Source organism: Streptomyces nigra, assembly GCF_003074055.1.
GTDB lineage: Bacteria > Actinomycetota > Actinomycetes > Streptomycetales > Streptomycetaceae > Streptomyces > Streptomyces nigra.
The window spans coordinates 5,104,073-5,128,534 of the sequence record NZ_CP029043.1 but is presented as its reverse complement, the minus strand read 5'-3'; the positions used below and the strand labels follow the sequence as shown (position 1 = coordinate 5,128,534).

20 protein-coding genes, 1 tRNA gene and 1 pseudogene are annotated in these 24,462 nt (G+C 69.8%); 2 read left to right on the top strand and 20 right to left on the bottom strand.

Annotated features, from left to right (window positions below):
- Positions 1-14 precede the first annotated feature (14 nt).
- From prfA to DC008_RS23895, 11 genes and pseudogenes are all read right to left on the bottom strand, one after another.
- Complete coding sequence (gene prfA, locus DC008_RS23945) at positions 15-1,091, bottom strand: peptide chain release factor 1 (RefSeq protein WP_055625167.1); 1,077 nt, start codon at positions 1,089-1,091, stop codon at positions 15-17.
- 105 nt (positions 1,092-1,196) lie between these two features.
- Positions 1,197-1,421, bottom strand: coding sequence for a 50S ribosomal protein L31 (rpmE, locus tag DC008_RS23940; RefSeq protein WP_019753312.1), 225 nt, complete (start codon positions 1,419-1,421; stop codon positions 1,197-1,199).
- 124 nt (positions 1,422-1,545) lie between these two features.
- Positions 1,546-2,688 carry an LCP family protein gene (locus DC008_RS23935; protein ID WP_108708714.1) on the bottom strand — a complete coding sequence of 381 codons (1,143 nt, stop codon included), beginning with the start codon at positions 2,686-2,688 and terminating at the stop codon, positions 1,546-1,548.
- Between the two features lie 210 nt (positions 2,689-2,898).
- On the bottom strand, positions 2,899-4,710 hold the full coding sequence (locus DC008_RS23930) for a trypsin-like serine protease (RefSeq protein WP_244221410.1): 1,812 nt from the start codon (positions 4,708-4,710) through the stop codon (positions 2,899-2,901).
- A 121-nt stretch (positions 4,711-4,831) separates the two neighbouring features.
- A complete protein-coding gene (rho, locus tag DC008_RS23925; protein ID WP_108708713.1) occupies positions 4,832-6,886 on the bottom strand; it encodes a transcription termination factor Rho in 2,055 nt (684 codons plus the stop codon).
- Positions 6,887-7,297: 411 nt separating this feature from the next.
- Positions 7,298-8,227, bottom strand: coding sequence for a homoserine kinase (gene thrB, locus DC008_RS23920; protein WP_108708712.1), 930 nt, complete (start codon positions 8,225-8,227; stop codon positions 7,298-7,300).
- Positions 8,228-8,561: 334 nt separating this feature from the next.
- Positions 8,562-9,620 carry a threonine synthase gene (gene thrC, locus DC008_RS23915; RefSeq protein WP_108708711.1) on the bottom strand — a complete coding sequence of 353 codons (1,059 nt, stop codon included), beginning with the start codon at positions 9,618-9,620 and terminating at the stop codon, positions 8,562-8,564.
- Positions 9,621-9,626: 6 nt separating this feature from the next.
- Positions 9,627-10,919 carry a homoserine dehydrogenase gene (locus DC008_RS23910; protein ID WP_164492360.1) on the bottom strand — a complete coding sequence of 431 codons (1,293 nt, stop codon included), beginning with the start codon at positions 10,917-10,919 and terminating at the stop codon, positions 9,627-9,629.
- A 168-nt stretch (positions 10,920-11,087) separates the two neighbouring features.
- Positions 11,088-12,479, bottom strand: a complete 1,392-nt coding sequence (gene lysA, locus DC008_RS23905) for a diaminopimelate decarboxylase (RefSeq protein ID WP_108708710.1) — start codon at positions 12,477-12,479, stop codon at positions 11,088-11,090.
- A gap of 35 nt (positions 12,480-12,514) precedes the next feature.
- Positions 12,515-13,803, bottom strand: a pseudogene (locus DC008_RS36480) (hypothetical protein); the annotation flags it as partial.
- Between the two features lie 107 nt (positions 13,804-13,910).
- Entirely contained in the window at positions 13,911-14,441 is a 531-nt protein-coding gene (locus DC008_RS23895; protein ID WP_108710832.1) for a response regulator, read from the bottom strand.
- A gap of 59 nt (positions 14,442-14,500) precedes the next feature.
- Here DC008_RS23895 and DC008_RS23890 point away from each other — a divergent pair.
- Both DC008_RS23890 and DC008_RS36475 read left to right on the top strand, forming a co-directional pair.
- Positions 14,501-14,572: transfer RNA gene (locus DC008_RS23890), tRNA-Arg, on the top strand.
- A gap of 247 nt (positions 14,573-14,819) precedes the next feature.
- Entirely contained in the window at positions 14,820-16,745 is a 1,926-nt protein-coding gene (locus DC008_RS36475; protein WP_123954029.1) for a zinc-ribbon domain-containing protein, read from the top strand.
- 27 nt (positions 16,746-16,772) lie between these two features.
- On the opposite strand, the gene DC008_RS23860 is transcribed toward DC008_RS36475, so the two are convergent.
- The 9 genes from DC008_RS23860 to DC008_RS23820 form a co-directional block, all read right to left on the bottom strand.
- Positions 16,773-18,236 carry a tyrosine-type recombinase/integrase gene (locus DC008_RS23860; RefSeq protein ID WP_208645970.1) on the bottom strand — a complete coding sequence of 488 codons (1,464 nt, stop codon included), beginning with the start codon at positions 18,234-18,236 and terminating at the stop codon, positions 16,773-16,775.
- Complete coding sequence (locus DC008_RS23855) at positions 18,233-18,427, bottom strand: helix-turn-helix transcriptional regulator (RefSeq protein WP_108708708.1); 195 nt, start codon at positions 18,425-18,427, stop codon at positions 18,233-18,235. Before DC008_RS23855 ends, DC008_RS23860 begins: the two co-directional genes overlap by 4 nt.
- Entirely contained in the window at positions 18,424-19,581 is a 1,158-nt protein-coding gene (locus DC008_RS23850) for an AAA family ATPase (protein WP_108708707.1), read from the bottom strand. The genes DC008_RS23855 and DC008_RS23850 overlap by 4 nt, the downstream gene beginning before the upstream one ends.
- Positions 19,578-20,477, bottom strand: coding sequence for a bifunctional DNA primase/polymerase (locus DC008_RS23845; RefSeq protein ID WP_108708706.1), 900 nt, complete (start codon positions 20,475-20,477; stop codon positions 19,578-19,580). Before DC008_RS23845 ends, DC008_RS23850 begins: the two co-directional genes overlap by 4 nt.
- 90 nt (positions 20,478-20,567) lie before the next feature.
- Entirely contained in the window at positions 20,568-20,723 is a 156-nt protein-coding gene (locus DC008_RS36050) for a hypothetical protein (protein ID WP_244221409.1), read from the bottom strand.
- 366 nt (positions 20,724-21,089) lie between these two features.
- Positions 21,090-21,539, bottom strand: a complete 450-nt coding sequence (locus DC008_RS23835; RefSeq protein ID WP_108708705.1) for a hypothetical protein — start codon at positions 21,537-21,539, stop codon at positions 21,090-21,092.
- An 11-nt stretch (positions 21,540-21,550) separates the two neighbouring features.
- Positions 21,551-21,739 carry a hypothetical protein gene (locus DC008_RS23830; RefSeq protein ID WP_108708704.1) on the bottom strand — a complete coding sequence of 63 codons (189 nt, stop codon included), beginning with the start codon at positions 21,737-21,739 and terminating at the stop codon, positions 21,551-21,553.
- 35 nt (positions 21,740-21,774) lie between these two features.
- Entirely contained in the window at positions 21,775-22,026 is a 252-nt protein-coding gene (locus tag DC008_RS23825; protein WP_108708703.1) for a hypothetical protein, read from the bottom strand.
- Positions 22,027-22,165: 139 nt separating this feature from the next.
- Positions 22,166-24,409 carry a P-loop NTPase family protein gene (locus tag DC008_RS23820; protein WP_208645968.1) on the bottom strand — a complete coding sequence of 748 codons (2,244 nt, stop codon included), beginning with the start codon at positions 24,407-24,409 and terminating at the stop codon, positions 22,166-22,168.
- Positions 24,410-24,462 lie beyond the last annotated feature (53 nt).

Below are 24,462 nucleotides of genomic sequence, written 5' to 3'. Positions count from 1 at the left end.
ACGTCCTGGCGTCCTTACGCCGCTGCCAGCTTGGCCGCCGAGTCCGCGTCGACGCAGGCCTGGATCACGGCGTCGAGGTCGCCGTCCAGGACCTGGTCCAGGTTGTAGGCCTTGAAGCCCACCCGGTGGTCCGAGATCCGGTTCTCCGGGTAGTTGTAGGTGCGGATCTTCTCGGAGCGGTCGACCGTGCGGACCTGGCTGCGGCGTGCGTCGGCGGCCTCCTTCTCGGCCTCCTCCTGCGCCGCGGCGAGCAGCCTGGAGCGCAGGATACGCATCGCCTGCTCCTTGTTCTGCAGCTGGCTCTTCTCGTTCTGGCAGGAGGCGACGACGCCGGTCGGCAGGTGCGTGATGCGCACCGCGGAGTCGGTGGTGTTGACCGACTGGCCGCCCGGCCCGGACGACCGGTACACGTCGATGCGCAGATCGTTGGGGTTGATCTCGACGTCGATCTCCTCGGCCTCGGGCGTGACCAGCACACCGGCGGCGGAGGTGTGGATACGGCCCTGGGACTCGGTGGCGGGGACACGCTGCACGCGGTGCACCCCGCCCTCGTACTTCAGCCGGGCCCAGACGCCCTGGCCGGGCTCGGTGGCGCCCTGGCCGCCCTTGGTCTTCACGGCGACCTGGACGTCCTTGTAGCCGCCCAGCTCGGACTCGGTGGCGTCGATGATCTCGGTCTTCCAGCCGACGCGCTCGGCGTAGCGCAGGTACATGCGCAGCAGGTCGCCCGCGAAGAGCGCGGACTCGTCGCCGCCGGCTCCCGCCTTGATCTCCAGGATGACGTCCTTGTCGTCGCTCGGGTCGCGGGGGACGAGCAGCAGGCGGAGCTTCTCGGTGAGCTCCTCGCGCCGCTGCTCGAGCTCCTTGACCTCGGCGGCGAACTCCGGGTCGTCGGCGCCCAGTTCACGGGCCGTCTCGATGTCGTCGCCCGTCTGCTTCCACGACCGGTAGGTGGCGACGATCGGCGTGAGCTCGGCGTAGCGCTTGTTCAGCTTGCGCGCGTTCGCCTGGTCGGAGTGGACCGACGGGTCGGCGAGCCTCGTCTCCAGGTCGGCGTGCTCAGCGACCAGTTCCTCGACGGCCTCGAACATCTTGGGCTCCTGAAATGCGTACGGAAGGGAAGGGCGGGCGACCAAAAACGCCGGTCCCGGCGCGCCTGGTGGGGGCGCGGCCGTGGACCGGCGAATCGGTGCTCGCTACTTCTTGGAGCCGGCGGCAGCCTTGCCGAAGCGGGCCTCGAAGCGGGCCACACGGCCACCGGTGTCGAGGATCTTCTGCTTGCCCGTGTAGAACGGGTGGCACTCGGAGCAGACCTCGGCGCGGATGGTGCCGCTGGAGATCGTGCTGCGGGTGGTGAACGACGCGCCACAGGTGCAGCTGACCTGCGTCTCGACGTACTCGGGGTGGATGTCGCGCTTCAAGGTGTCTCCTAGAGTTCCTGGAGGGCGCCGGGTCGCCGCCGCGGGATGCGGGAGCGTGAACCGGGGCCGACGTACCAGTCTGCCAGGACTGGGGCCATCCCCCCAAACCGGGGGTCCCGGTGATCTATTCCCCGGACCGTACGACGCCGTTCGCGTCGCCCGTCGCGGTGCCCTCGGTGGCCGCCTTCGGGATCGGCCGGTCGTGCTCGAGGGCCGTGAAGACCTGCTTCGCCTTGGCCTCGGCGACGATCACCCGGTTCGGGTCGGCCGGGTCGTAGCGGACGGGCAGCGTCACCATGGTCATGTTCTTCGAGCTGATGCCCTTGAGGCCGTTCGCGAAGGACATGAGCCGGTTGACCGAGCCCAGGCCGGAGTCGGTCGTGACCGTCTTGGTGGCGGTGTCGGCGAGGTCGAGCAGCCGCTTGGGGTTGCCGAACAGGTCGATGCTCTTGGCCTGCTCGATGAGGGCCTTCATGAACGCCTGCTGGAGCTGGATGCGGCCGAGGTCGGAGCCGTCGCCCACGCCGTGCCGGGTGCGGACCAGGCCGAGGGCCTGCTCGCCGTCGAGCCGGTGGGTGCCGGCCGTCAACTCGAGATGGCTGTCGGGGTCGTCGATGGCCTTGGTGGTGGTGACCTCGACACCGCCGAGCCGGTCGATCAGCTTCTGGAACCCGGAGAAGTCGACCTCCAGGTAGTGGTCCATGCGGATGCCGGTCAGGGACTCCACCGTCTTCACCGCGCAGGGCGCGCCGCCGGTGCTGTACGCCGAGTTGAACATGACGCCCGAGGCCGCCGGGTAGGCGTTGCCGTCGATGTCGGTGCAGCGGGGCCGGTCGATGATCGTGTCGCGCGGCACGGAGACCACGCTGGCCTTCTTGTGGCCCTTGTGGACGTGCAGGATCATCGCGGTGTCCGAGCGGGCGCTGCCGTCGTCGGCACCGCCGCCGAGCTTCTTGTTGCCGCCGCCGGAGCGGGAGTCGGAACCGAGGACGAGGATGTTCTCGGAGCCGTTGTCGGTCTTCCGCGGCCGGTCGGTGCCGAGGGCCTGGTCGATGTCGACGCTCTGCAGATTGCCGTTGAGCTTGAAGTACAGATATCCGGCGCCGGTGCCGCCCAGGACGACGATCCCCGCGGCCGTCCAGGCGGCGATCAGCAGGCCCTTGCGTCTCTGGCGGGGCCTGCGGCGGCGTCCCTTGCCGCGTGGTCGGGGCGTCCTGGAGCCGGTTCCGCCCGGTATGCCGGGCTCCGGCGTGCTCTCGGCTGACACTCTGCTCCTCGGTTCTCGTCCGGTCGTCTCCCCCTTGCGGTCAGGTTCGGGCGTGGCACAAAAGCACCCTTACCGCACCATCGTCACCCCGTCGGGTCAGACGGGGAAACCCGGACGAGGGTTGCACAGACGACTGTGCCCACCGCCGGAGCGACGGTGGGCACGGTGTGCTGCGGGTGAGGCGGGCCGGACCCGCTCCCACCTGGGATGTCAGCCGAAGATGTCGTACTGCTTGAAGTCGGTCGCGACCGAGATCCTTGTGGCGAAGATCTCGCTCGTGGCCTTGCCGGTGCCCTTGTACAGGTAGAGCGTGCCGCCGGTGGTGCGGGCCAGGAAGTCGGCCTTGCCGTCCCCGGTGATGTCACCGACGGCGTCGAAGGCGTTGTACGTCCAGTGGCTGCGGACCTTGATCCGGGACGAGAACGCCTCGGAGCCGGTCTTGCCGGTGCCCTTGTACAGATAGATGTCGCCGGTGCTCGCCTGGCGGGCGATCAGGTCGGCCTTGCCGTCACCGGTGAAGTCGCCGTGGCCGCGCACGGAGTTGTACTGGTTCCAGCCGGTGCGGACCGAGTAGCGGGTGCCGAAGGTGCCGTCGCCCCTGCCCGGGTAGACGTACAGCGTGCCGCCGGAGTCGACCGAGATCAGGTCGGGCAGGTAGTCGCCGTCGACGTCACCGGGGGTGATGATGCGGGTGCGGGTCTTCCAGTTGTCGGCGAGCTTCTTGGTGGACCAGCTCTGGGCGGACGGCACGTAGTGCGTCCAGAAGACGTCGCCGTCGCTGCTGCGGCGGTACACCAGGTCCTGGTAGCCGTCCCGGTCGAGGTCGGTCTGCAGGACGACGTTCACGCCGTTCCAGTTGCCCCAGGACTCGCGGGCCGCGAAGGAGCTGCCCTTGGAGTCCTTGGAGTAGCCGGTCTTGGTGGAGGCGTTGCGCACCCACAGGTCGGCCTTGTGGTCACCGCTGATGTTGGTGTCCTCGACCCGCGGGTAGGCGGCGCCGACGTAGGTGCTGACCTTCGAGAAGACGCTGTAGGCGCCCTTGGCGACGCAGTTCTGCACGCCCCAGGAGACGACGCCGACGATACGGCCCTTGACCACGAGCGGCCCGCCCGAGTCGCCGTTGCAGGCGGAGACGGTGCCGCTGTCGCTCCCGGTGGCCGGCTTGCCCGCGCACACCATGTGGCCCTTGACGAAGTCCGCGCCGAAGTAGCCGGCGCAGGTGCTGTCGGACTGCACGGGCAGCGTGGCCGACTTCAGCGACTGCGAGATGTCCTCGCTGGTGGAGCTGGTGCGGCCCCAGCCGTAGACCTTGGCGCTGGTCCCGGAGGCGTACGAGGCGGTGTCGCCGGACGTCGTCATCCGGATCGGCGTCGCCTTGACCTTGTTGCCCAGCGTGATGACGGCGATGTCGTTGTCGATCGTCGTTGCGCTGTACGACGGGTGGTACCACTGCCGGTACGGCAGCGAGACGGTGCCGCCGTGCAGGTCGCTGCCGCCGGAGCCGTCGGAGGTGGGCAGCTGGTTGGTGCCGGTGACGACGGCGCCGTAGTTGTACCAGTCGTAACCCTTGACGCAGTGCGCGGCGGTGAGGATCTTCGTCGGCGCGACGACGGCGCCGCCGCAGAAGAAGCCGAGGTCGTCGTCCTCGGTGGCGGTGCCCCGGTCGTCGTAGTACCAGAGCTGCGCCATCCAGGGCGCCGTGGTGATGCTGGTCGTGGTGCCGCCGATCACCATGGGGCTGGCGGTCGAGTCGTCGCCGCCCGCGGCGTACGACGACTTCTTCGACGTCTCGCCCGCGGTGTCGTCGCCGGCGAGCGCGCCGGACACGCGGCGCTCCAGCTCGGCCGACGGCACCGAGGCCGTGGCGGGCTTCACGGTCGGCTGCGGCGCGGCGGTGGCGGCTCCCGCGGTGGACGTGAGCAGGGCGGCGGCGACGGCCGCGGCGACACCGGCGGCGGCGACGGGCAGCCCGAAGCGGATCCGGCGTCTGTGACGACCGCTGCCGGATTGGGTGGTGGTCAAGAAGGTCCCCCCAGGACACAAGAGTAGGAAGGGGCGCCTGTGGCACCCGTCCCTATCAGCGCCAAAAGGCCGCCCCACGTCACTGGCGTGACATGGGGCGGCCTTTTCGGACGCGTACGGCTCAGTCGCCGTTGCCGGGGGTCGGCGTCGTCTTCTGGATCTGCATCAGGAACTCGACGTTCGACTTGGTCTGCTTCATCTTGTCGAGGAGCAGCTCGATGGCCTGCTGCTGGTCGAGCGCGTGCAGCACCCGGCGCAGCTTCCAGACGACCGCCAGCTCCTCGTTGCCGAGCAGGATCTCTTCCTTACGGGTGCCGGACGCGTCGACGTCCACCGCGGGGAAGATGCGCTTGTCGGCGAGCTTCCGGTCGAGCTTGAGCTCCATGTTGCCGGTGCCCTTGAACTCCTCGAAGATCACCTCGTCCATACGGGACCCGGTGTCGACGAGCGCGGTCGCGAGGATGGTCAGCGAGCCTCCGTCCTCGATGTTGCGCGCGGCACCGAAGAAGCGCTTCGGCGGGTACAGGGCGGTCGAGTCGACACCACCGGACAGGATGCGGCCGGAGGCCGGGGCGGCGAGGTTGTACGCACGGCCCAGACGGGTGATCGAGTCGAGCAGCACGACGACGTCGTGGCCCAGCTCCACCAGACGCTTGGCGCGCTCGATGGCGAGCTCGGCGACCGTGGTGTGGTCCTCGGCCGGGCGGTCGAAGGTCGAGGAGATGACCTCGCCCTTGACCGACCGCTGCATGTCGGTGACTTCCTCCGGACGCTCGTCGACGAGGACGACCATCAGGTGGCACTCGGGGTTGTTGTGCGTGATCGCGTTGGCGATCGCCTGCATGATCATGGTCTTGCCGGTCTTCGGCGGGGCCACGATCAGACCGCGCTGACCCTTACCGATCGGCGACACCAGGTCGATGATGCGGGTGGTGAGAACGCCCGGGTCCGTTTCCAGACGGAGGCGGTCCTGCGGGTAGAGCGGGGTCAGCTTGTTGAACTCCGGGCGGCCGCGGCCGTGTTCGGGTGCCATGCCGTTGACGGAGTCCAGGCGGACCAGCGCGTTGAACTTCTCGCGGCGCTCGCCCTCCTTGGGCTGACGGACCGCGCCGGTGACGTGGTCACCCTTGCGCAGGCCGTTCTTGCGGACCTGGGCGAGGGAGACGTACACGTCGTTCGGGCCGGGCAGGTAGCCGGAGGTCCGGATGAACGCGTAGTTGTCGAGGATGTCCAGGATGCCCGCGACCGGGATCAGGACGTCGTCCTCGGCGATCTGCGGCTCCTGGCCCATCTCGTCGCGGCCACGGCGGCCACGGCGGTCGCGGTAGCGGCCACGACGTCCGCGCCGGCCGCCCTCGAAGTCGTCGTCGTCCTGCGGGCCGTTGTCACGCTGGCGGTCCTGACGGCCGCCGCCCTGCTGCTGGCCCTGCTGACGGTCCTGACGGCCGCCGCCCTGCTGGTCGTCGCCCTTGCGACGGTCACCGCGGTCACGATCGCGGCCGCGGTCACGGCGGTCGCGGCGGCGGTTCTCGCCGCCCTCACCGGCGTCGCCCTTGGCGTCGTTGCCCTGCTGGCCCTGGGACTGCGTCTCGGCCTTCGACTCGCTCTTCGCCTCGGCGGTGACCGTCTCGGGCGTGCTCGCGGGCGCACCGGCGTCGGCGGTGGCACGGCGGCGGCGGCGCTCGGCCGGCGCGTCGTCTCCCCCGCGCTCACCGTCCGCGCCCCGCTCGTCCGCGTCGCCGCGGGAGGGGCCGCCGGCCGGCTGGCCGGGGATCTCGATCTGCTGCTGGGCCACCGCCTGGTCGGCGGGGGCCTCCGCCTTCGCCTTCTTGTCGGCGTCGTCGCCGGTGCGCGCCTTGGAGGTGGCACGGCGCTTGGGCTTGGTCTCGGTGGCGGCGTCGGCCTTCGGGGCCGCGGCACCTCCTCCCCCTGAGGGGGTACCCCCAGCCTGCGCCTCCTTGATGACCTCGATCAGCTGGCTCTTGCGCATCCGCGCGGTGCCCCTGATGCCGAGGCCGGAGGCGACCTGCTGCAGCTCGGCCAGCACCATGCCCTCGAGGCCGGTACCGCGGCGCCGCCGGGAGCCGGCACCGCTGGCAGGCGCGGAGGCGTCCGTGGCGGGCGCGGCAGCGGTCTCCTCGACACGTGCGCCCATCAGATCGGTGGTGTCGCTCACGAAGGGTCCTTCCCTGGAGCGGACGTCGGCCTGTCTGGCTCGGCGACCGGTTGTGCTGTCCGGCGTCGGTCCTTGGTGTGTGGACCGTGCCGGGGCGGTGGTCCGCCAAAGGCGGCGGAGGAATATCTGGAGATGGCGGTTCCCTGAGCCGTGGCACTGAGTGTCGGTGTCACGCGGCTCGGTCGCGCCGGTTCCGGAGCGTGCCCGGCGAGTCGCTCAGCGCTCGCGTACGAGGTACTGCCCGCATACGTCGTACGGAACACAGTGCGACTTGGGAGGCTCCCGGAAGAATGTCTGTCCCGGACGGGGACACGAAGCACCTCGCCATGGTGGGGTCGGGTGCAGACTTGAGGTTAACACTACCGGATCCAACAAACATTCCCCCTCTCGAAATCCGGCAACCGCGCGCTTTCAGATGTCACCGGACGGCGCGAGCGGCAGTACGCACGCGCCTTGAGCGTCGAGGTCGAGCCGGTTCGCGGCCCATCCCTCGCCTGCCAGATGGGCGACCTTGTCGGCACTGGCCTCGTCGGCCAGCGCCAGCACGGTCGGGCCCGCGCCAGAGATCACCGCGGGCACTCCGTCGGCTCGCAGCCGCTCCACGAGGGCCGCGCTCTCCGGCATGGCCGGCGCGCGGTACTCCTGGTGGAGACGGTCCTCGGTAGCGGGCAGCAGCAGCTCGGGGCGCCTGGTCAGGGCCTCGACGAGCAGGGCGGCACGGCCCGCGTTGGCGGCGGCGTCGACGTGCGGGACGGTGCGCGGGAGCAGGCCGCGCGCGGTCTCGGTGAGGACCGGCTTCCCGGGGACGAAAACCACCGGAACGATGGAATCGGCCGGATCCATCCTGATGGCGCGGGCGGCGCCGGCCTCCATCCAGGAGAGCGTGAACCCGCCGAGCAGACAGGCCGCGACATTGTCGGGGTGGCCCTCGATCTCGGTCGCGAGCTCCAGGAGCGCGGTGTCGTCGAGGCGGGCCTCGCCGCCTATCGTCACGGCCCGGGCGGCGACGATGCCGGCGCAGATGGCGGCGGAGGAGGAGCCGAGGCCGCGGCCGTGCGGGATGCGGTTGGCGCAGACGATCTCGAGGCCGCGCGGCTGGCCGCCCAGCAGGTCGAAGGCGGTGCGCAGGGACCGTACGAGGAGATGCTTCTCGTCGCGGGGCAGCGTCTCGCTGCCCTCACCCGCGATGTCGATGTGCAGCCCGGAGTCGGCCACCCGGACGACGACGTCGTCGTAGAGCCCCAGCGACAGGCCGAGGGCGTCGAAGCCCGGGCCGAGATTGGCGCTGGTGGCGGGGACGCGCACCCGGACGGCGGCGGCGCGGAACGCTGGACCGGCCATCGCTCGATGACTCTCCTTGAGCTGCGTGATTGTCGAAGACACTTCGATGCCGTACGAGAACCCAGGGGGCCGCGTGCCGGGCCGCGGAGACGGCGCGGCACCGCGCCCTGCGGAGGCATATGCGGCGGGCGGGTTCAGTACAGCCTATCGAAGACAGGTTCTGTGGCGACATAGGGCGCACAGGAGGCGCACGATGCGTGTCGTATGCCCCCTGTGCACCCCCCACTCAGGGACTTCCCCAGGTGGGCGCCGTCTGAACACGCCACGCGGACCCGTACGACGGGGTGTGGCGCCACTGCCTCGGCGGTGGCGCCCTCCGCCCGTCCGGTGGCGTTTACGCCAGTCCGAGCCGCTCGGCCGCGGTGGCCGCGTCGACCGGGACGGTGACCGGCTGCGGGGCGCCGGCGACGGCCCAGTCGGGGTCCTTCAGACCGTTGCCGGTCACGGTGCACACGATCCGCTGCCCCGGATCGACCTTGCCCTGCTCGGCCGCCTTCAGCAGACCGGCGACCGACGCGGCGGACGCGGGCTCCACGAAGACGCCCTCCTGCGCGGCCAACAGCCGGTAGGCGCGCAGGATCTCACGGTCCGTCACCTCGTCGATGAAGCCGCCCGACTCGTCCCGCGCCGCGAGGGCGAAGTCCCAGGAGGCCGGGTTGCCGATGCGGATGGCGGTGGCGATGGTCGAGGGGTCCTTGACGACCTCGCCGCGCACGATGGGCGCGGAGCCGGACGCCTGGAAGCCCCACATACGGGGGGTGCGGGTCGCCGGGCCGTCGGCGGCGTACTCCCGGTACCCCTTCCAGTACGCGGTGATGTTGCCCGCGTTGCCCACCGGCAGGACGTGGATGTCGGGGGCGTCGCCGAGCATGTCCACGATCTCGAAGGCGGCCGTCTTCTGCCCCTCGATGCGTACCGGGTTGACCGAATTGACCAGCGACACCGGGTAGTTGTCGCTCAGGTCGCGGGCGAGCGTGAGGCAGTCGTCGAAGTTGCCGTCGACCTGGAGGATCTTCGCGCCGTGCACGAGGGCCTGGCCCATCTTGCCGAGCGCGATCTTGCCCTGCGGCACGAGCACGGCGGACACCATGCCGGCGCGCACGGCGTAGGCGGCGGCGCTCGCCGACGTATTGCCGGTGGAGGCGCAGATGACCGCCTTGGCGCCCTCCTCCTTGGCCCGCGTGATGGCCATGGTCATACCGCGGTCCTTGAAGGACCCGGTCGGGTTGGCGCCCTCCACCTTGAGGTGGACCTCGCAGCCCGTGCGCTCGGAGAGCACCTGCGCGGGCACGAGGGGCGTGCCGCCCTCACGGAGCGTCACGACCGGCGTGGTGTCGGAGACGGGCAGCCGGTCCCGGTACTCCTCGATGATTCCGCGCCACTGGTGGGTCATTGCTGGTTACTCTCCTTCAACCCGCATGATGCTGGCGACACCCCGCACGGTGTCGAGCTTGCGCAACGCCTCGACGGTCCCGACGAGGGCCGCGTCGGACGCACGGTGGGTGACGACGACGAGGGAGGCCTCGCCGTCCTTGCCTTGCTGGCGGACGGTGTCGATGGACACGCCGTGCTCCGCGAACACGGTCGCGACCTGGGCGAGAACACCCGGTTTGTCCGCCACGTCAAGGCTGATGTGGTACCGCGTGACGACCTCGCCCATCCCGGAGACGGGAAGGGCGGCGTACGCGGATTCGCCGGGACCGGTCGCGCCGTTGAGCCGGTTGCGGCAGACGGCGACGAGGTCGCCGAGCACGGCGGACGCGGTCGGCGAGCCGCCCGCGCCGGGGCCGTAGAACATCAGCTGCCCGGAGGCGTCGGACTCCACGAACACGGCGTTGTACGCGCCGCGCACGGAGGCCAGCGGATGGGTCAGCGGGATCATGGCGGGGTGCACGCGCGCGGTGACGGACCCGCCGTCGGCGGCCCGCTCGCAGATGGCGAGCAGCTTGATGGTGCAGCCCATCTCCTTCGCGGAGGCGAAGTCGGCCGCGGTCACCTCGGTCATGCCCTCGCGGTAGACGTCGTCGAGACGCACGCGCGTGTGGAAGGCGATCCCGGCGAGGATGGCGGCCTTGGCGGCCGCGTCGAACCCCTCGACATCGGCGGTCGGATCGGCCTCGGCGTACCCCAGGGCGGTGGCCTCGTCGAGGGCCTCCTGATACCCGGCCCCGGTCGAGTCCATCTTGTCCAGGATGAAGTTCGTCGTCCCATTGACGATGCCGAGCACCCGGTTGACCTTGTCACCGGCGAGGGACTCGCGCAGCGGACGGATCAGCGGGATGGCACCGGCGACGGCGGCCTCGTAGTAGAGGTCCTTGCCGTGCTTCTCGGCGGCGGCGTGCAGGGCCGCGCCGTCCTGGGCGAGGAGCGCCTTGTTGGCGGAGACGACGGAGGCGCCGTGCTCGAAGGCGGTGGTGATGAGCGCGCGGGCCGGCTCGATGCCGCCGATGACCTCGACGACGACGTCGATGTCACCGCGCTTGACGAGGGCGGTGGCGTCGGTGGTGACGAGGGCCGGGTCGATGCCCTCGCGCACCTTGCCGGGACGCCGTACGGCCACGCCCGCGAGCTCCACCGAGGCACCGATGCGGGCGGCGAGGTCGTCGGCGTGCGTCGTCATGATGCGCGCCACCTCTGAGCCGACCACTCCACAGCCCAGCAGCGCCACCTTCAGCGGACGCGTACGCATCATCCGACCTCGTTTCCTCATACCGTCTACGGTTGCACCAGTCTCACTCACCGGACGGAAGTTTCTGCCCTTCGTCCGGATCGTGAGACATCTATTTCATTTGTACCGGGGTGGGAGACGAGAGATCTTCCGCCCTCGGTGTTCTGGCCGTTGCTGTGCTCCGGCTGCGGGTCAGCCGACGTCGAGACGGAGGAGGTCCTCCTCCGTCTCACGCCGGACGATCTCCCGGGAGGCGCCGTCCCGCACGGCGAGGACCGGCGGCCGCAGCACGTGGTTGTAGTTGCTGGCCATGGAACGGCAGTAGGCGCCCGTCGCCGGTACGGCGATGAGGTCCCCCGGCGCCAGGTCGGCCGGCAGGAACGCGTCCTTGACCACGATGTCCCCGCTCTCACAGTGCTTGCCGACGACGCGGGCGAGCATGGGCTCGGCGTCGGAGGAGCGGGAGACGAGGGCGACGCTGTACTCGGCGTCGTACAGGGCGGTGCGGATGTTGTCCGACATCCCGCCGTCGACGGAGACGTACGTGCGCAGCCCGTCGAGCGGCTTGATGGTCCCGACCTCGTAGAGCGTGAACGCGGTCGGCCCGACGATGGCGCGCCCCGGCTCCACGCTGATCCGCGGCGTGCGGAGCTTCGCGGCCTCACACTCCCGGGTGACGATCTCGGTGAGCGCCTTGGCGATCTCGTGCGGCTCACGGGGATCGTCGTCACTCGTGTACGCGATCCCGAGCCCGCCGCCGAGGTCGATCTCGGGAAGCTCGACGCCGTGCTCGTCGCGGATGTCCTTCAGCAGCCCGACCACGCGGTGCGCGGCGACCTCGAACCCGGACATGTCGAAGATCTGCGACCCGATGTGGGAGTGGATGCCGATGACGTCGAGCCCGTCGAGCTGCAGCGCCCGCCGCACGGCCTCGGCGGCCTGCCCGCCGGCGAGCGGGATGCCGAACTTCTGGTCCTCGTGGGCGGTGGCGATGAACTCGTGGGTGTGCGCCTCGACGCCGACGGTGATGCGGATCTGCACGCGCTGCCGCGTGCCGAGCTCATGGGCGATATGAGCGACCCGGACGATCTCCTGGAACGAGTCGAGCACGATCCGCCCGACTCCCGCCTCGACGGCCCGGCGGATCTCGGCGACGGACTTGTTGTTGCCGTGGAAGGCGATGCGCTCGGCGGGCATCCCGGCGGACAGCGCGGTGGTGAGCTCGCCGCCGGAGCAGACGTCGAGGTTGAGCCCCTCCTCGTGCAGCCACCGCACGACGGCACGGGACAGGAACGCCTTGCCCGCGTAGAAGACGTCGGCGTCGGTCCCGAAGGCGTCGCGCCAGGCGCGGGCCCGGGCCCGGAAGTCGCTCTCGTCGAGGACGTAGGCGGGGGTGCCGTGCTGTTCGGCCAGGGTCTTGACGTCGACCCCGCCGACGGTGACGACCCCGTCATCGCCCCGGGTGACGGTCCGGGCCCACACCTTGGGGTCGAGGGCGTTGAGGTCCGCGGGCGGGGCCGAGTAGTGCCCCTCGGTCAGGACGTCGGCGTGACGGGGCCCGGCGGGATGTGCGGAACGGCTCATGACTCTTGTCGGCTTCCTCAGAGATGTTCGGGTGCGTCGATGCCGAGCAGGGACAGGCCACCGGCCAGCACCGCCCCGGCGGCTTCGGCGAGCGCGAGCCGGGCACGGTGGGCGGCCGAGGGTTTCTCCGCCCCGCGCGGCAGCACCGCGGGCAGCAGGGGCAGCACGGCATCGGCGACGCTGACGAGGTGCCGGGCAAGTCGATCGGGAGCGCGGTGCGCGGCGGCCTGGGCGAGCACGCGGGGGTGGTCGGCCAGGGGGTGGAGGAGGGGGTGGGGGGTGGCCGGGGGCGGATCGCCAGGGGGTGGGTGGCCTGGGGGGCCCTCGGGGTGGGGTGCGCGTGCGCGGCTTGGGGGGCGTCGGGGGTGGGGACGCCGGTGGGGGTGGGGACGCCGGTGGGGGTGGGGGTGCCGGCGGGGTGGGCGGCGGCGTACGTGGGCCGGGCGGAGAGGGCAGTGGGATGGGCGGCGGCCCCGATAGGCCGGGCAGGGCTGGCCGTGGGATGGGCGGCAGCGCCCGTAGGCCGGGCGGGGTCGATCGGGCCGGGCTCGGCACGGAACCCCAGGTCGGCGGCGTTACGGCTGAGGGCCCGGATGCGGGCGTGCGCGTAACGGACGCGGAAGAGGGGGTTGCCCTCACGCTGGACGAGATGCTCGTCGGAGATACGGGGCCGGTCGTGGCCGGCGGGGTGAAGCAACGCCCACCGCCCGGCGTCACGGCCGAGGTGGAGAGGGGAGGCCGGAGCGGGAACAGGCTGAACGACGTGGCCCGCCGAGGAGGCCGCCGGACCCGGAACTCCCTCGTCCCCACAGCCCGGCACCCCGAGTACGGTGATCCACTCCCCCTCGAGCACACCACCCTCACAGCTGGTGCGCACGCCCACCCCCTGGGACCGCACCAACCGACCGACGACATCCATGACGACGACGGCACGGACCTCGCACGGGGCGCGCAGGTGCACGACCTCACCGCTGGGCTCGTCGACGAACCCGTACCGGGGGCCGCGCCGCAGGATCTCGGCGACGAGATCGACGCCGGCGGCGCCACCGAGGGTGATGTTGAGGAACCCGGGCCCGGTGACGACGACGTCCCGTACACCGTCACTGGCGGCGAGGCGGGTGCGCAGGATCTCGGCCACGTGGAGCGGGGGCTGCCCGGCGGGCCGGGCGAGCTGGAGGGCGATGTTGGTGGCGTAGTCGCCACAGCCACCGGGGCCGGGAGCGGTGACCTTGACACGCTCCGGCACGGCGACGTCCAGCACCCCGTCGTCGACAGCACGACGCACCGCGCCCAGCACGGTACGGGAGAGCTCGACGGGGGTCACGGGTCAAGCGTATGGGAGGAGGGGGGTGGGTATGCGACCGGGTTTGTACGGGCCGCTCGGTGTGACCCGGCCCCACACGGAAGGCCCCCAGGGCCTGCTGGCCCGCCCTAAACCCTGACCCCTGCTCCCAGCCCCCCACCGACGCGCCGCTCCCCCTCCAGCAACCGCCGCACGACGCTCACGAGTTCGGCGGGCTCGAAGGGCTTGGGCAGAAAGGCGTCGACGCCGACGTCGAGCCCGCTCTCGATCTCGTACTGCGTACAGCCGCTGATGATCGCGAGCGGAAGATCACGCGTACGGCTGTCGGCACGGAGCTGCGCGGCGGTACGCAGCCCGTCGAGGCGGGGCATGACGACATCGAGGGTGATCACATCGGGCCGCACCTGATGGACCACATCAAGACACTCGGCACCATCGGCCGCGGTCACGACCTCGATGCCCTCCAGCTCGAGATTGACCCTGATCAACTGCCGGATGACCTTGTTGTCGTCCACAACAAGCACCCGGCCGGACGCGCCTGGCACAACTCGAGAGTAGGTCCGGACCGGCCACCGCGTCCGGGTTTTCCCGACTTCCACCCCCTGCGGGTGACCCACCCCAGCTCGCACGGGGTGCCACACCCCGCAAAACCCGTTCATGAACACCCCACCGGAGCTGGTAGTGTTCTACCCGTCGCCGCGAGCAACGCGACCGACACGCCCCCGTAGCTCAGGGGATAGAGCAACGGCCTCCGGAGCCGTGTGCGCAGGTTCGAATCCTGCCGGGGGCACTCGCCGAGGATCAGCAGCCATGATGCGCTGACCAGGGTGGATGCCGACAGAAGAGGGCGGGAGTCAGTCTCACTGACTCCCGCCCTCTCTTGTCGTCTCTCACTGTCCGCGACACACCCTCGACACAGTGCATGCCCCCTCGCGCTGTCACCACACACGAGCCCCCTCTGCAGAACATCGCCCGTAGATCGCTCTGAGCTTGCCCCTGGCGCGCTCTTCGAAGCTGCACCAGAGATCAAGCGAGTCATGCCCCGCAGCGGCAAACGGGCCGTACTATGCGGCTGGTTTCGACTTGCTAGGGGGGACATGTCGCGCTCGGTAGATACGACCGACAGACAGCGAAACGCGCTCACCTTCACACACCCACACATCGCGACAGAGCTGGTCGCAGTCATCGGCCACGACGACGTAACGAGTGACCGGCTTCAGCCTTCCGACCAACGTGGGTGCAGGTGGCGCTGCACAGCATGTGCCCATGAGTGGACGTGCACCGTCACCAAGCGAACTACAGGCGGCGCCGGCAGCGGATGCCCGAAGTGCGCACGCCTACGGACAATCAATGCACGCAGGATAGCTCGCCAAGGTGAGTCCCTTGCAGATCTACACCCCGAACTGGCCCAAGAATTTGTTGCCAACCTAGAGAATGAACTCACCCCCTCACAACTCAAGCCACACAGTGGCTACAAATGCCGCTGGCGCTGCCGTTTCTGCAACAACGAATGGGTAGCGGTTCCACAGAACCGCGTATCCAACAAAACAGGCTGTCCCGCCTGCTTTGCAGCAAGGCGGGGCAAGTGGAAGCGCAAACCACAGGGCACATTCCAAACCGCACATGATGCACTCGGAGAGGTCGCTAAGGAGTTCATCAGAAACGAAACAACGCCGGATCATGATTTAACCATGCTCAGACCTGGATCTGGCGATAAGTGCGCCTGGCTGTGCTCAACTTGCGGTCACACATGGATAGCCAGCGTCGCATCCCGTGTTCGCTCACACAAGAATCGAAGCGGATCCGGATGCCGGAAGTGTTACGACCGACGCATCGCCGCGCGCCGCAAAGCCCCTAAAGAAGGAGAGTCACTCAGAGAAATCTACCCACAGATTAGCCAATCCTTCGTGAAGAACTTGACAACGCCGGGCGTAGGGCCCGAGCACCTGAGAATACGTAGCAATGACCGGTGTCTCTGGAAATGCAGCTATGGGCACGAATGGGAAGCTAACGTTCTGACCCGAACATATGGTTCCGGCTGCCCCAAGTGCACGTCAGCAGGCAGGTCGCGTTTCGAGCTTGAGGTGCAGTACCTGCTCGCAGCAGCAATAGGGGCCGACGTCGTATGCGACCACGCCGTAGAGCACGTGCGTGGAGCCTCGGGACGCCCTCCCCGAGTAGATCTCTTCGTGCCGTCGGTTCAACTCTATGTGGACCTGGACCCGTTCCACACGCACAGCACAGACCGCCACCGGGAAAAGGATGCCAGAAAGAGCGTACTCCTGCGTGATTTGGACTATGTGCGGGTTCGCGCTCAAGGCCTCCCTCACATCCCTGGCGAACATGTAGAAGTCAGTGACGCCACTAGAAAGGGAATCGACCCGTGGACCTGGGCGTCTTCACTCGGTCCGACCATGGTTGCTCGCGGACTCCAATTCAAAACACTGAGTAAGGCGCAAAGAGAGAGAGCCCTGGGGCAGGCAGCAGACGCCTGGGCGACAATTAAGGGAGGAGTGAGGTTCGAGTCTGCGGCGAAGAAATATCCCGGGCTTCTCCCTGAATTCAGAAAGAACCTCACCCGACCCGAGTACGACCTGTCCCTGTGCTCGCCTTCTTCGTTCGATGTAGCGGAATGGCAATGCAGCAAGTGCGGACACGTATGGGAAACCATGATCCGCAACAGAACATACAGCGGCTCTGGTTGTCACGCATGCCACCGACAAGGAACAAACAATAACAACGTCTCCCGATCGATGGCGCAGCCTGGCGAGTCGCTTGCAGATCTTCTCCCCAGCATCGCTGCTAGGTTCATCCGTTGCCTGAAAGACCCAACACGCACCCCAGAAAACCTTAGAATCAAGAGCAATCTGAGGTGCGAGTGGTTTTGTCAGACAAGACAGCACACGTTCACCGCACCAGTCTTTGCAGTATCTGGCGGAACTAAGCGCAGGTGTTGCAGATAGCGTATGCATAGCGCGCCAGATCTGCTTCTATACCATGTCTCCGTCTTCTTCCAAAGACTTAGAAATCTTGGCGTTCGCGACTTCCTCGTGTCCGTCGACGCAGCCGTGATATCGCCGATGGATCACCTCCGGCGAGTTGCCGACCCGACGGGCCACCTCGGCAATCGGCACCCCCGCGTTCAGCCACCGCGTTATGCAGGCGTGCCGCAGATCGTACGGGCGGCCGGCCAACGGCGAGTCGACGCGCTCAGGCGGGAGGGCGTAGGCACGTGCCTCCTCCCAGACGCGCCAGTAGGTGGAGGACCCGACGACTCCCCCGCGCTCGTTGCCGAAGACGCGCTCCTCCTTGGCCGTCCCGAATTCCGTAAGGTGCGCGCGGAGGATCGCGACCAGCACAGGCGGAACAGGCACCGGCCGGTCGCTGGTCGCCTCCCTCGCCTTGAGTCCCCGGCGATCGTGCCGCTCCCCCGAGTCGGTCCACTGCTTCCCGGAGACGGGCCGCGTTTCCCGCAGGGTCAGCGTGCCCCAACCCGTCTCGGGCAGGTGGCAGTCCGACAATCGCAGCCCGACCGCCTCCGCGGGGCGCAGGCCCGCGTAGTACAGGACCGCGTAGAAGGCCACCAGCCGCCGCCCACGGCACCGGTCCCACGACCCGACGTAGGAGACGGCCGTGAGCAACTGGCGGGCCTGGACGGGGTTCACCAGGACGCGGCGGTCAACGACATCGTTGGACCCGACGTGCTTCCGGCGAGCGCGCTGGAGCGGGTTCTCTGGGAGCTCCCCCGTCACCACGGCGTGTTCGAGGGCGGTGTTCAGGGCCCGGCGGCGCCGCTTGTATGTGTCGCCCGCCGCCGGGGTGCCGTCCAGCTTGTACCCGAGGCGGTACAGCACATCCTCGAGTACTTCGGGGTCGGTCAGATCACCCAGTGGCCGGTCGGTCGTCGTGACCCAGTCGTATGCGGCCTTGAGTTCGGCCGACGGGTCCTCTCCCGCGTTTGCGGGCACGATCCCCCACCGGAAGGCCAGCCGAAGGGTCTCGTCGTCGGGAGCGTCGTCCCCACGCTTGACCATGGCGAGCGTCACGGCCGCAAGGCCGTCCGCCATGCCCTCACGGGTCTTGGCCGCAGCCGTACGCCACCGTCCAGCCACGTACTTCCGGCAGAACTCGAACCATCGCAACGACGACTCGGCGTCCGCTGCTTCGGCGGCTTCGGCCGCCGCGCGTACCTCGGACTCAGGCAGTCCCGATTCGATCTCGAACGCTTCACCACGCCGATTCATGGCCTGCCACAGCTCGGACCGTCGGCTCTCCGCGAGAGCCAACGTGGTGAACGTGTCGCCGTGCACCTGCCCTGCGACCACCCACCGGAGGCGCCACGGGCGGGACTTGCGGCCGGTCTTGGTCACCTTCCACAGCCTGACGTCGAAGGAGTAGCCCGGCCGGGCCGACCCGCGAGGGCGCCCGGCCGGGGTGTTGCTCTCGGCGCTCACGCAGCGTCCTCCCGCTCCGCAAGCCAACGCTCGTACTCCGACCGCCGGATCCGCACGTCGCCGTTCGGGAGCTTGATCGCGCGGGGCCCCTTCCCGAGCTGGCGCCACCGGTAGAAGGTCGACGGGGCGACCTTCAGATCAGTGATGACCTCCTTGACGGTCATCTTCTCGTCCCGTGTACGGGCGCTCATTTCGCCATCCCTTCGGCTTCGTCCGCACCGGACAGGCCGGACAGCTCCAATTCCGACTGTCCGGGGTGTTCGTGCTGGTCAGACGGGACAACCGGACAGCCGGACAGTGCGGACACCTCTTGGGCGCCCTGCGTCCGGGTTTCGGTGTCCGGGTAGTACCGGCCGCCGGCGTCCTTGGTGAGCTGTCCGGCGTCGGCCATGCGGTTGCAGGTGCGGCGGATCGTGTCGATGTCGACGTGCGGCAGCTCGTCCGCCATGTCCTTCGGCTTGGCGCCGGGGTGGGCGCGGACGTACCGCAGGATCGTGGCGCGGGTGTCGCTGACGGTGTGGTCGGAGACCGGGCCGTCCAACAGGTGCCAGGCGCCGGAGGCGGGTTGGAAGCTGAGGGCGTACTCGGCTTCGTCCACGTCGCGGCCGGTGACGTGCAGGATGCCGTCCGCCTGCCCACGCGCCCGTTTCAGCACGAGCGTGGCGTCAGCGGCTCCGGCGATGCCGTTGGTGCCGGAGACCTCGGTCAGGAAGTCCTCGGAGCCTGCCTTGCGGACGTGGTGCACGAGGACGACGGCCACGCCGTAGTGGTCGGCGAGCCGCTTGGCGTAGCCGACGGCGACATAGTCCGCGTCGTACGCCGACACCCCGGCCGGGGCCTGTCCGCGCATCTTGGCGAACACGTCGATGACGACCATGCGCGCGTCGGGGTTGCGCTCCAGCCACTGTGCGATGGCCTCGGTCCCGCCCTGGGGGAAGGGCGGGCATTCGGTGACCAGGGTCAGACCGGCGGGCGCGGGCTGGCCCCCGAGCAGCTTGCCCATGCGGGTCTGGAGACGGCGCGGGGTGTCTTCCAGGGCGAGGTAGAGCACCGGGCCTCCCTCGACGGGTACGGAGTCGAACGCCTTGCCGCCGGCCGCGGCCGACAGCCCCAGTCCGAGGGAGAGCCAGGACTTGCCGACCTTGGGCGGCCCGGCGAGCACGTTGACGCCCTCGGCGAGGATGCCGGGCACGGCCCATTTCGGCTCGGGGAAGTGCGCGGCCATGAGCTGATCGGCCGTCCATGCCGTCCGTGGGCGCTCCCGTTTGGGCAGCGCAACGGGGGCCGTCTCGGGGTCGCTGGGCACGGAGTACAGGTGCAGGGGCGGGATGGGGTTGGCGCTCATGCGGCGACCGTCCGGGGGCGACGTGCTCCGGCACGCAGGCCGGAGGAGATGGTACGCCGTGCCTCGCGCTCGCCCTGGCCGACTTGGAGCGCGGCCGTGAGGAGCCAGCCGGTGACGTCGGCTTCGCCCAACTCGCCTCCGGCAACGAGCTGTCCGAGGGCGACCGCGGCGATGTAGAGGCTGTTGTTGTGCTCGTGCGGGCCGGAGCCGGTGACCCGCTGCACCTCCCCGTTGATCGCGGAGCGGAGGAAGGCGGTGCGCCGTCCGTGGCCGGTGAGGGCGACCGTGACGGGTGTCTGCGGGGGCAGCGGGGCCGGGCGCAGGAGTTCAGCGAGCCAGCCCGGCAGGGGCGCCACGGGGCCGTGGTGGGTGACCTCGTACGGGTGTCCGGCGAAGGTGCTGCCCGCGCCGACAACGAGCCCGCCCCACGCGCGGGTGTCGACCTTCCAGCCCAGCCCACGGGCGCTGTCCCCGGCGGTGTTACGCAGGGGCTCGCCCTCGGGCGCGAGGAAGTACAGGTGGGTGCCGCCGCTCCACGTGCGCACCGTGTAGGTGTCGGCGGGGAAGGGCTGGCCGTGGCGCTCGCAGAGCACGGCGAGCACGTCGGCGCCGTCGGTGACGCCGTGCTCGGCCCAAGCGGCCGGCGGGGTGTCGCCGGGGTGCTTGGGCTTGTCCAGGTCAATGACTACCAGGCCGGACGGGCCGGTGGCGATGCCCACGTTGAAGGCGGCAACGGACCACGCGCGGGTGATGCGGTCCGGGTCGGTGGTGGCGCGGGTCTCCCAGTCGGAGACGGCCGGGCGCTTGTCACCGGGAATCAGGGGGAAGACGCGCCAGTCACGCGACGCTGCGTCAAGCGCGGCGGTGAGCTGGGCAGAGCCGTCCAGGTGCGGCATGCTGGGGGTTCTCCTGTTCTGTCTGCGGATGGGCAGGGAGAACCGCGGCGGCGGGCGACCTTGCTGGGGAGTCCCGCCGCCGCGGCGTTGCTACTGGTTCTTGGTCCAGTGGGCGTATTCCTGGCGGACGTAGCCGCGCGGGTCGGCGGCGGTGGCCGGGTGCTCCGGCCGGTACGGGGCGCCGTGGTAGTCGCCCTCGCCCTCCCGGTCGCAGTCGATGAGCCGGCGGGCCGCTTCCGTGGCCACCTCGTCGGCGTCACCGCGGGGGCCGTCCTCCTCGGCGCGCAGTGCGATGCGGTCCAGCAGCGCGGCCTTACGGAGCCAGAACTCCCGCCCCAGGTGCTCGCCGAACGGCTTATCGGCGGCCGTTCGGGCGGTCCATCCGATCTCGCGGATGAGGCTCGGGGCGAGCGCGTACGCCTCGTCCGGCGTGGGCCACGGTCCGGGCTCGGGGCGGTGGTCGGCGGTGACGTACAGCCGGGTGCGCGCGCCGTCGGGTAGGTGCGGATGGCGCCGGCGGCGAACGCACCGCTCAGTGCAGCGGTGATCCGGTCGGTGTCGGCGGGGTCGCAGATGACGCGGATCTCGAACACGTCTGTCCTCTCGGGGTGGTCAGCCGTGGAAGTGGCTGCGCTTGATGACGGCCTTGCGGATGTGGACGGTGCTGCCACGGGCGCCGGCGACGGCGCGGGCGGGGGCGCGCCAGGCGAGCACGGCGAGCGCGATCCAGACCAGGGCGCCGGAGCCGAGTCCGGCGAGCGCGTTGACGGCCTCGCCGATGCCGTAGCCGAAGCCGGCCGCGAGGGCGCCGCCGCCGATGCCGGCGCCCATCAGGCGCTGGGCGAGGGGGTCCAGCAGGGGCAGCGAGGTGAGGTCGCGCGGCTCGGGGCGGGCCATCGGGGGCGGGGCGAGGTGCTTGGGCATGGGGACCATGCGCCCGTAGGCGTCGGGCACCCACACCACCGGCCCGCGCTCGGCGGCCAGTTCGACCGCGGCCGGGGCCAGCGCGTACGGCTCGGTGGGCATGTCGTGCGCGAGCGCGGGCAAGGTGGATTCGTTCACGGCGGTGCTCCTCACAGTTGCTGGATGGCGTCGATGACCGCGGCGGCGAGCTGGTTGATGGGTCCGGCGGCGCCGGTAGAGGCGAGGAAGAAGCCGAACCCGGCGGCGGTGAACGCGGCGCCGTAGCCCAGGGACTTGGAGCGGAGCAGGAAGAACAGGACGAGTCCGAACAGGGCCACGAGTGAGACGGTGACGGCCACGGGCGGAACCTCCCTTCGACGGGGTGGGCGGGTGGTCAGTGGGTGCCTTCGCGGTAGATCCGCTGGGCTCGGTTGAAGAGCCAGCGGCCGGCGCGTATGCGCTTGCCTGTGGCCTTGCAGCGGCGGCAGCTCTTGCCGCGCTTGGGCCGTCCCTTGCGGTCGGTTTCCAGGGCGAAGCCGAAGCCGTTGCACTTGCGGCAGGTGCCGAACGGGCTGGCCGCGCACATTCCGACGTAACCGAGCGTGACGGAGAGCAGGCAGGCGATAGCAAGGGCGATGGGGGTCACGAGGGGCCCTTCTAGGCGGTTTTCGAGGTTTTCGCAGGTGGGGTGCTATGCGCTAGATCGCAGATCAGGTGCTGTGTGGGGTGCTAGCGAGGGTGCTACCGGTAGCACGTCGCCCTGCTACCGGTAGCACCGTCCAGGGCTAGGCGGCGCCCCGCTTTTCGTCACGCTCCGCAATCGCCTTCGTGAGGTCGGCGCGGACGATGCCACGGCGGGTGGTGCGGGTGCCGTCGTCGGTGGTCCCGGCCACGTCGCGGGTCTTGATGCCGTGCGGCTTGAGCGCGCTGGTGACGTTCTCGCCCTTCCAGCCGCCGTAGACCTCCGGCCGCAACTCGGCGAGCCGGGCGGCGATCCGCTCGTTCCACACCCGCTCTTCCGACGGCGGCACGACCGCGGCGACGTCGGCGAGCAGGTCGTACGAGGGGCCGGTCACGGCCTCGGGGTCCTCTCCGAGCGCGTGGCCGGACAGGGTGCCCTCAGCCTTGCGCAGGGCGTAGGCGCGCTGGGCGATGGCGTGGGTGGCGTGGTCGTCCAGGTAGGCGGTGCGCACCACGACCGGCAGCGCCGTGGCGCCGGCGAGGTAGCCGTTACCGGCGTCGATCTCCGGGCGGAACGAGGTGGCGCGTACACCGTTCTTGTACGCGGACGTACCGAGGATCATGTCGTTCTCGACCTGCCCGGCGACCTTGAGAGCGAAGCGGATGGACACATTGCCGCTGATGCCGGTCGGGAGCGAGTCCTTGTCCGGGCGCTGCGTGGCCAGGACGAGGATCACGCCCAGGGCGCGACCGAGCTTGATGATGAACTCGGCGTCGTCACCTGCCTGTTTGCCGTACTTGGGGTGCGCGAACAGGTTCTGGCACTCATCGAACACGCCCACGAGCGGCCACAGCTTGAGCGAGCGCTTGTCGGCGATGGCGCGGGTGATGCGCTTGTCCGGGCACAGGTCCCGCGGCAGCTTCTTGATCGCAGCCGCGCGGCGCATGACCTCCTCGCGCAGCAATTTCAGGGAGTCGGCCGCGTACTTGATCGAGTCGTCGTCGATGCCGGAGACGAACCGGTGGCTGACGCATTCGAGGGAGTCCAGGTCGCCGGTGCCCTTGTTCTCGTGCAGCCACAGTTCGACGGACGGGTCCATGGCGGCGCCGCAGGCCAGCACGCGCACGGAGGCGGTCTTGCCCTGGCCGGGCAGCGAGCCGATCAGGATGTTGTGCTGGATCATGGGTACGGACTGAGCCCGGCCGCGCGGGTCGATGCCGAACGGGATCCGCTTGAAGATGTCGTGCTTGCGGGCGGTGGCGAGCGGCCACTTGACGAGTCCGGTCTTGGACAGATCCCGGTCCCCCACCCAGAGGATGAGGCGCCCCTCGTGCTCGTTGGGGTCGGCGTCAGGCCACACGCAGCCGAGGGGGCGGCGCAGGCCGGAGGCGAGTCGGGCGCGCCGGTCGGCCACGTCGGCGACGGTCACCCCGAGGGGCAGGTCGATGTCCGCGCGCCAGCCCGGGCCCTCACGGGTGATCGGGGCGACGAACTTGATGCCGTCCTGCCCCTTGGCCACGGCACTGGTGATCTGGCCGATGCCGATGGACGCCATGGCCTTGACCACGATGTCGCTGGTCAGCTTCTGCACCTCGGTCTTGATGACCGCACGGGTAGCCAGCGGCGCATCCGCCGGCGCGCCCAGCCAGCCCAGCGTCAGCACGATAAGCGTGGCGGCGATGACCTGCGTACGCGGCTCGGCGCCGTAGACCAGGAACAAGCCCATGACCAGGGCGGCCAGGGCACCGAGGATGGTGAGGAGCATCCGCAGCCGCACCCGCCGGTCGCGCTGACGGGAGAGCTTCAGGTACAGCTCGGAGTTTTCCCGACGTGCCTCGGCCTGCCGCAGCGGCTCACCCTCCGCGTCGACCGCCCAGCGGCCCACGCGGGTCAGGGTGTTGGCCAGGCCGCGCGGCGAGCGCCAGATGAGCTTGGGCACGTACAGAAACGGCACTCGGACCGCGTGGAAGGCGATGGTGTGCCAGACATGCCCGGCCAGCCACCGCATCGCGTTGGCGAACTCCGGGCCCGCCTTCGCCCACGCCGGGAGGATGTCCAGCCGCTTGGAGTCGCGGATGCGGTCGATCAGACCGGGGCCCGACTGAGTCGGCGCCGGACGGTCGACCAGGGTCGGGGCGGAGTCGTCCGACTCTCCCTCGCCCGGGTCGACCGACTCGGTCGGCTTCGGGTCGCCCGACCGGCCGGGCCCGGAGTCGGGCGCGCGGTCCGCCGACTCGGTGCGGGCCGACCGGGCCTTGTCCAGGTCGACCACGGCGCCGTCGGAGTCGGCGGCCATCTCGGCTTCAAGCCGGTTGAAGAGTTCGTTGTCATCGTCGGGATGTTTCACTGAGGGTTCCTTCTCTCTGGGAGGGATGCGGGGCCCGGCCGCTGCTTTGGTCG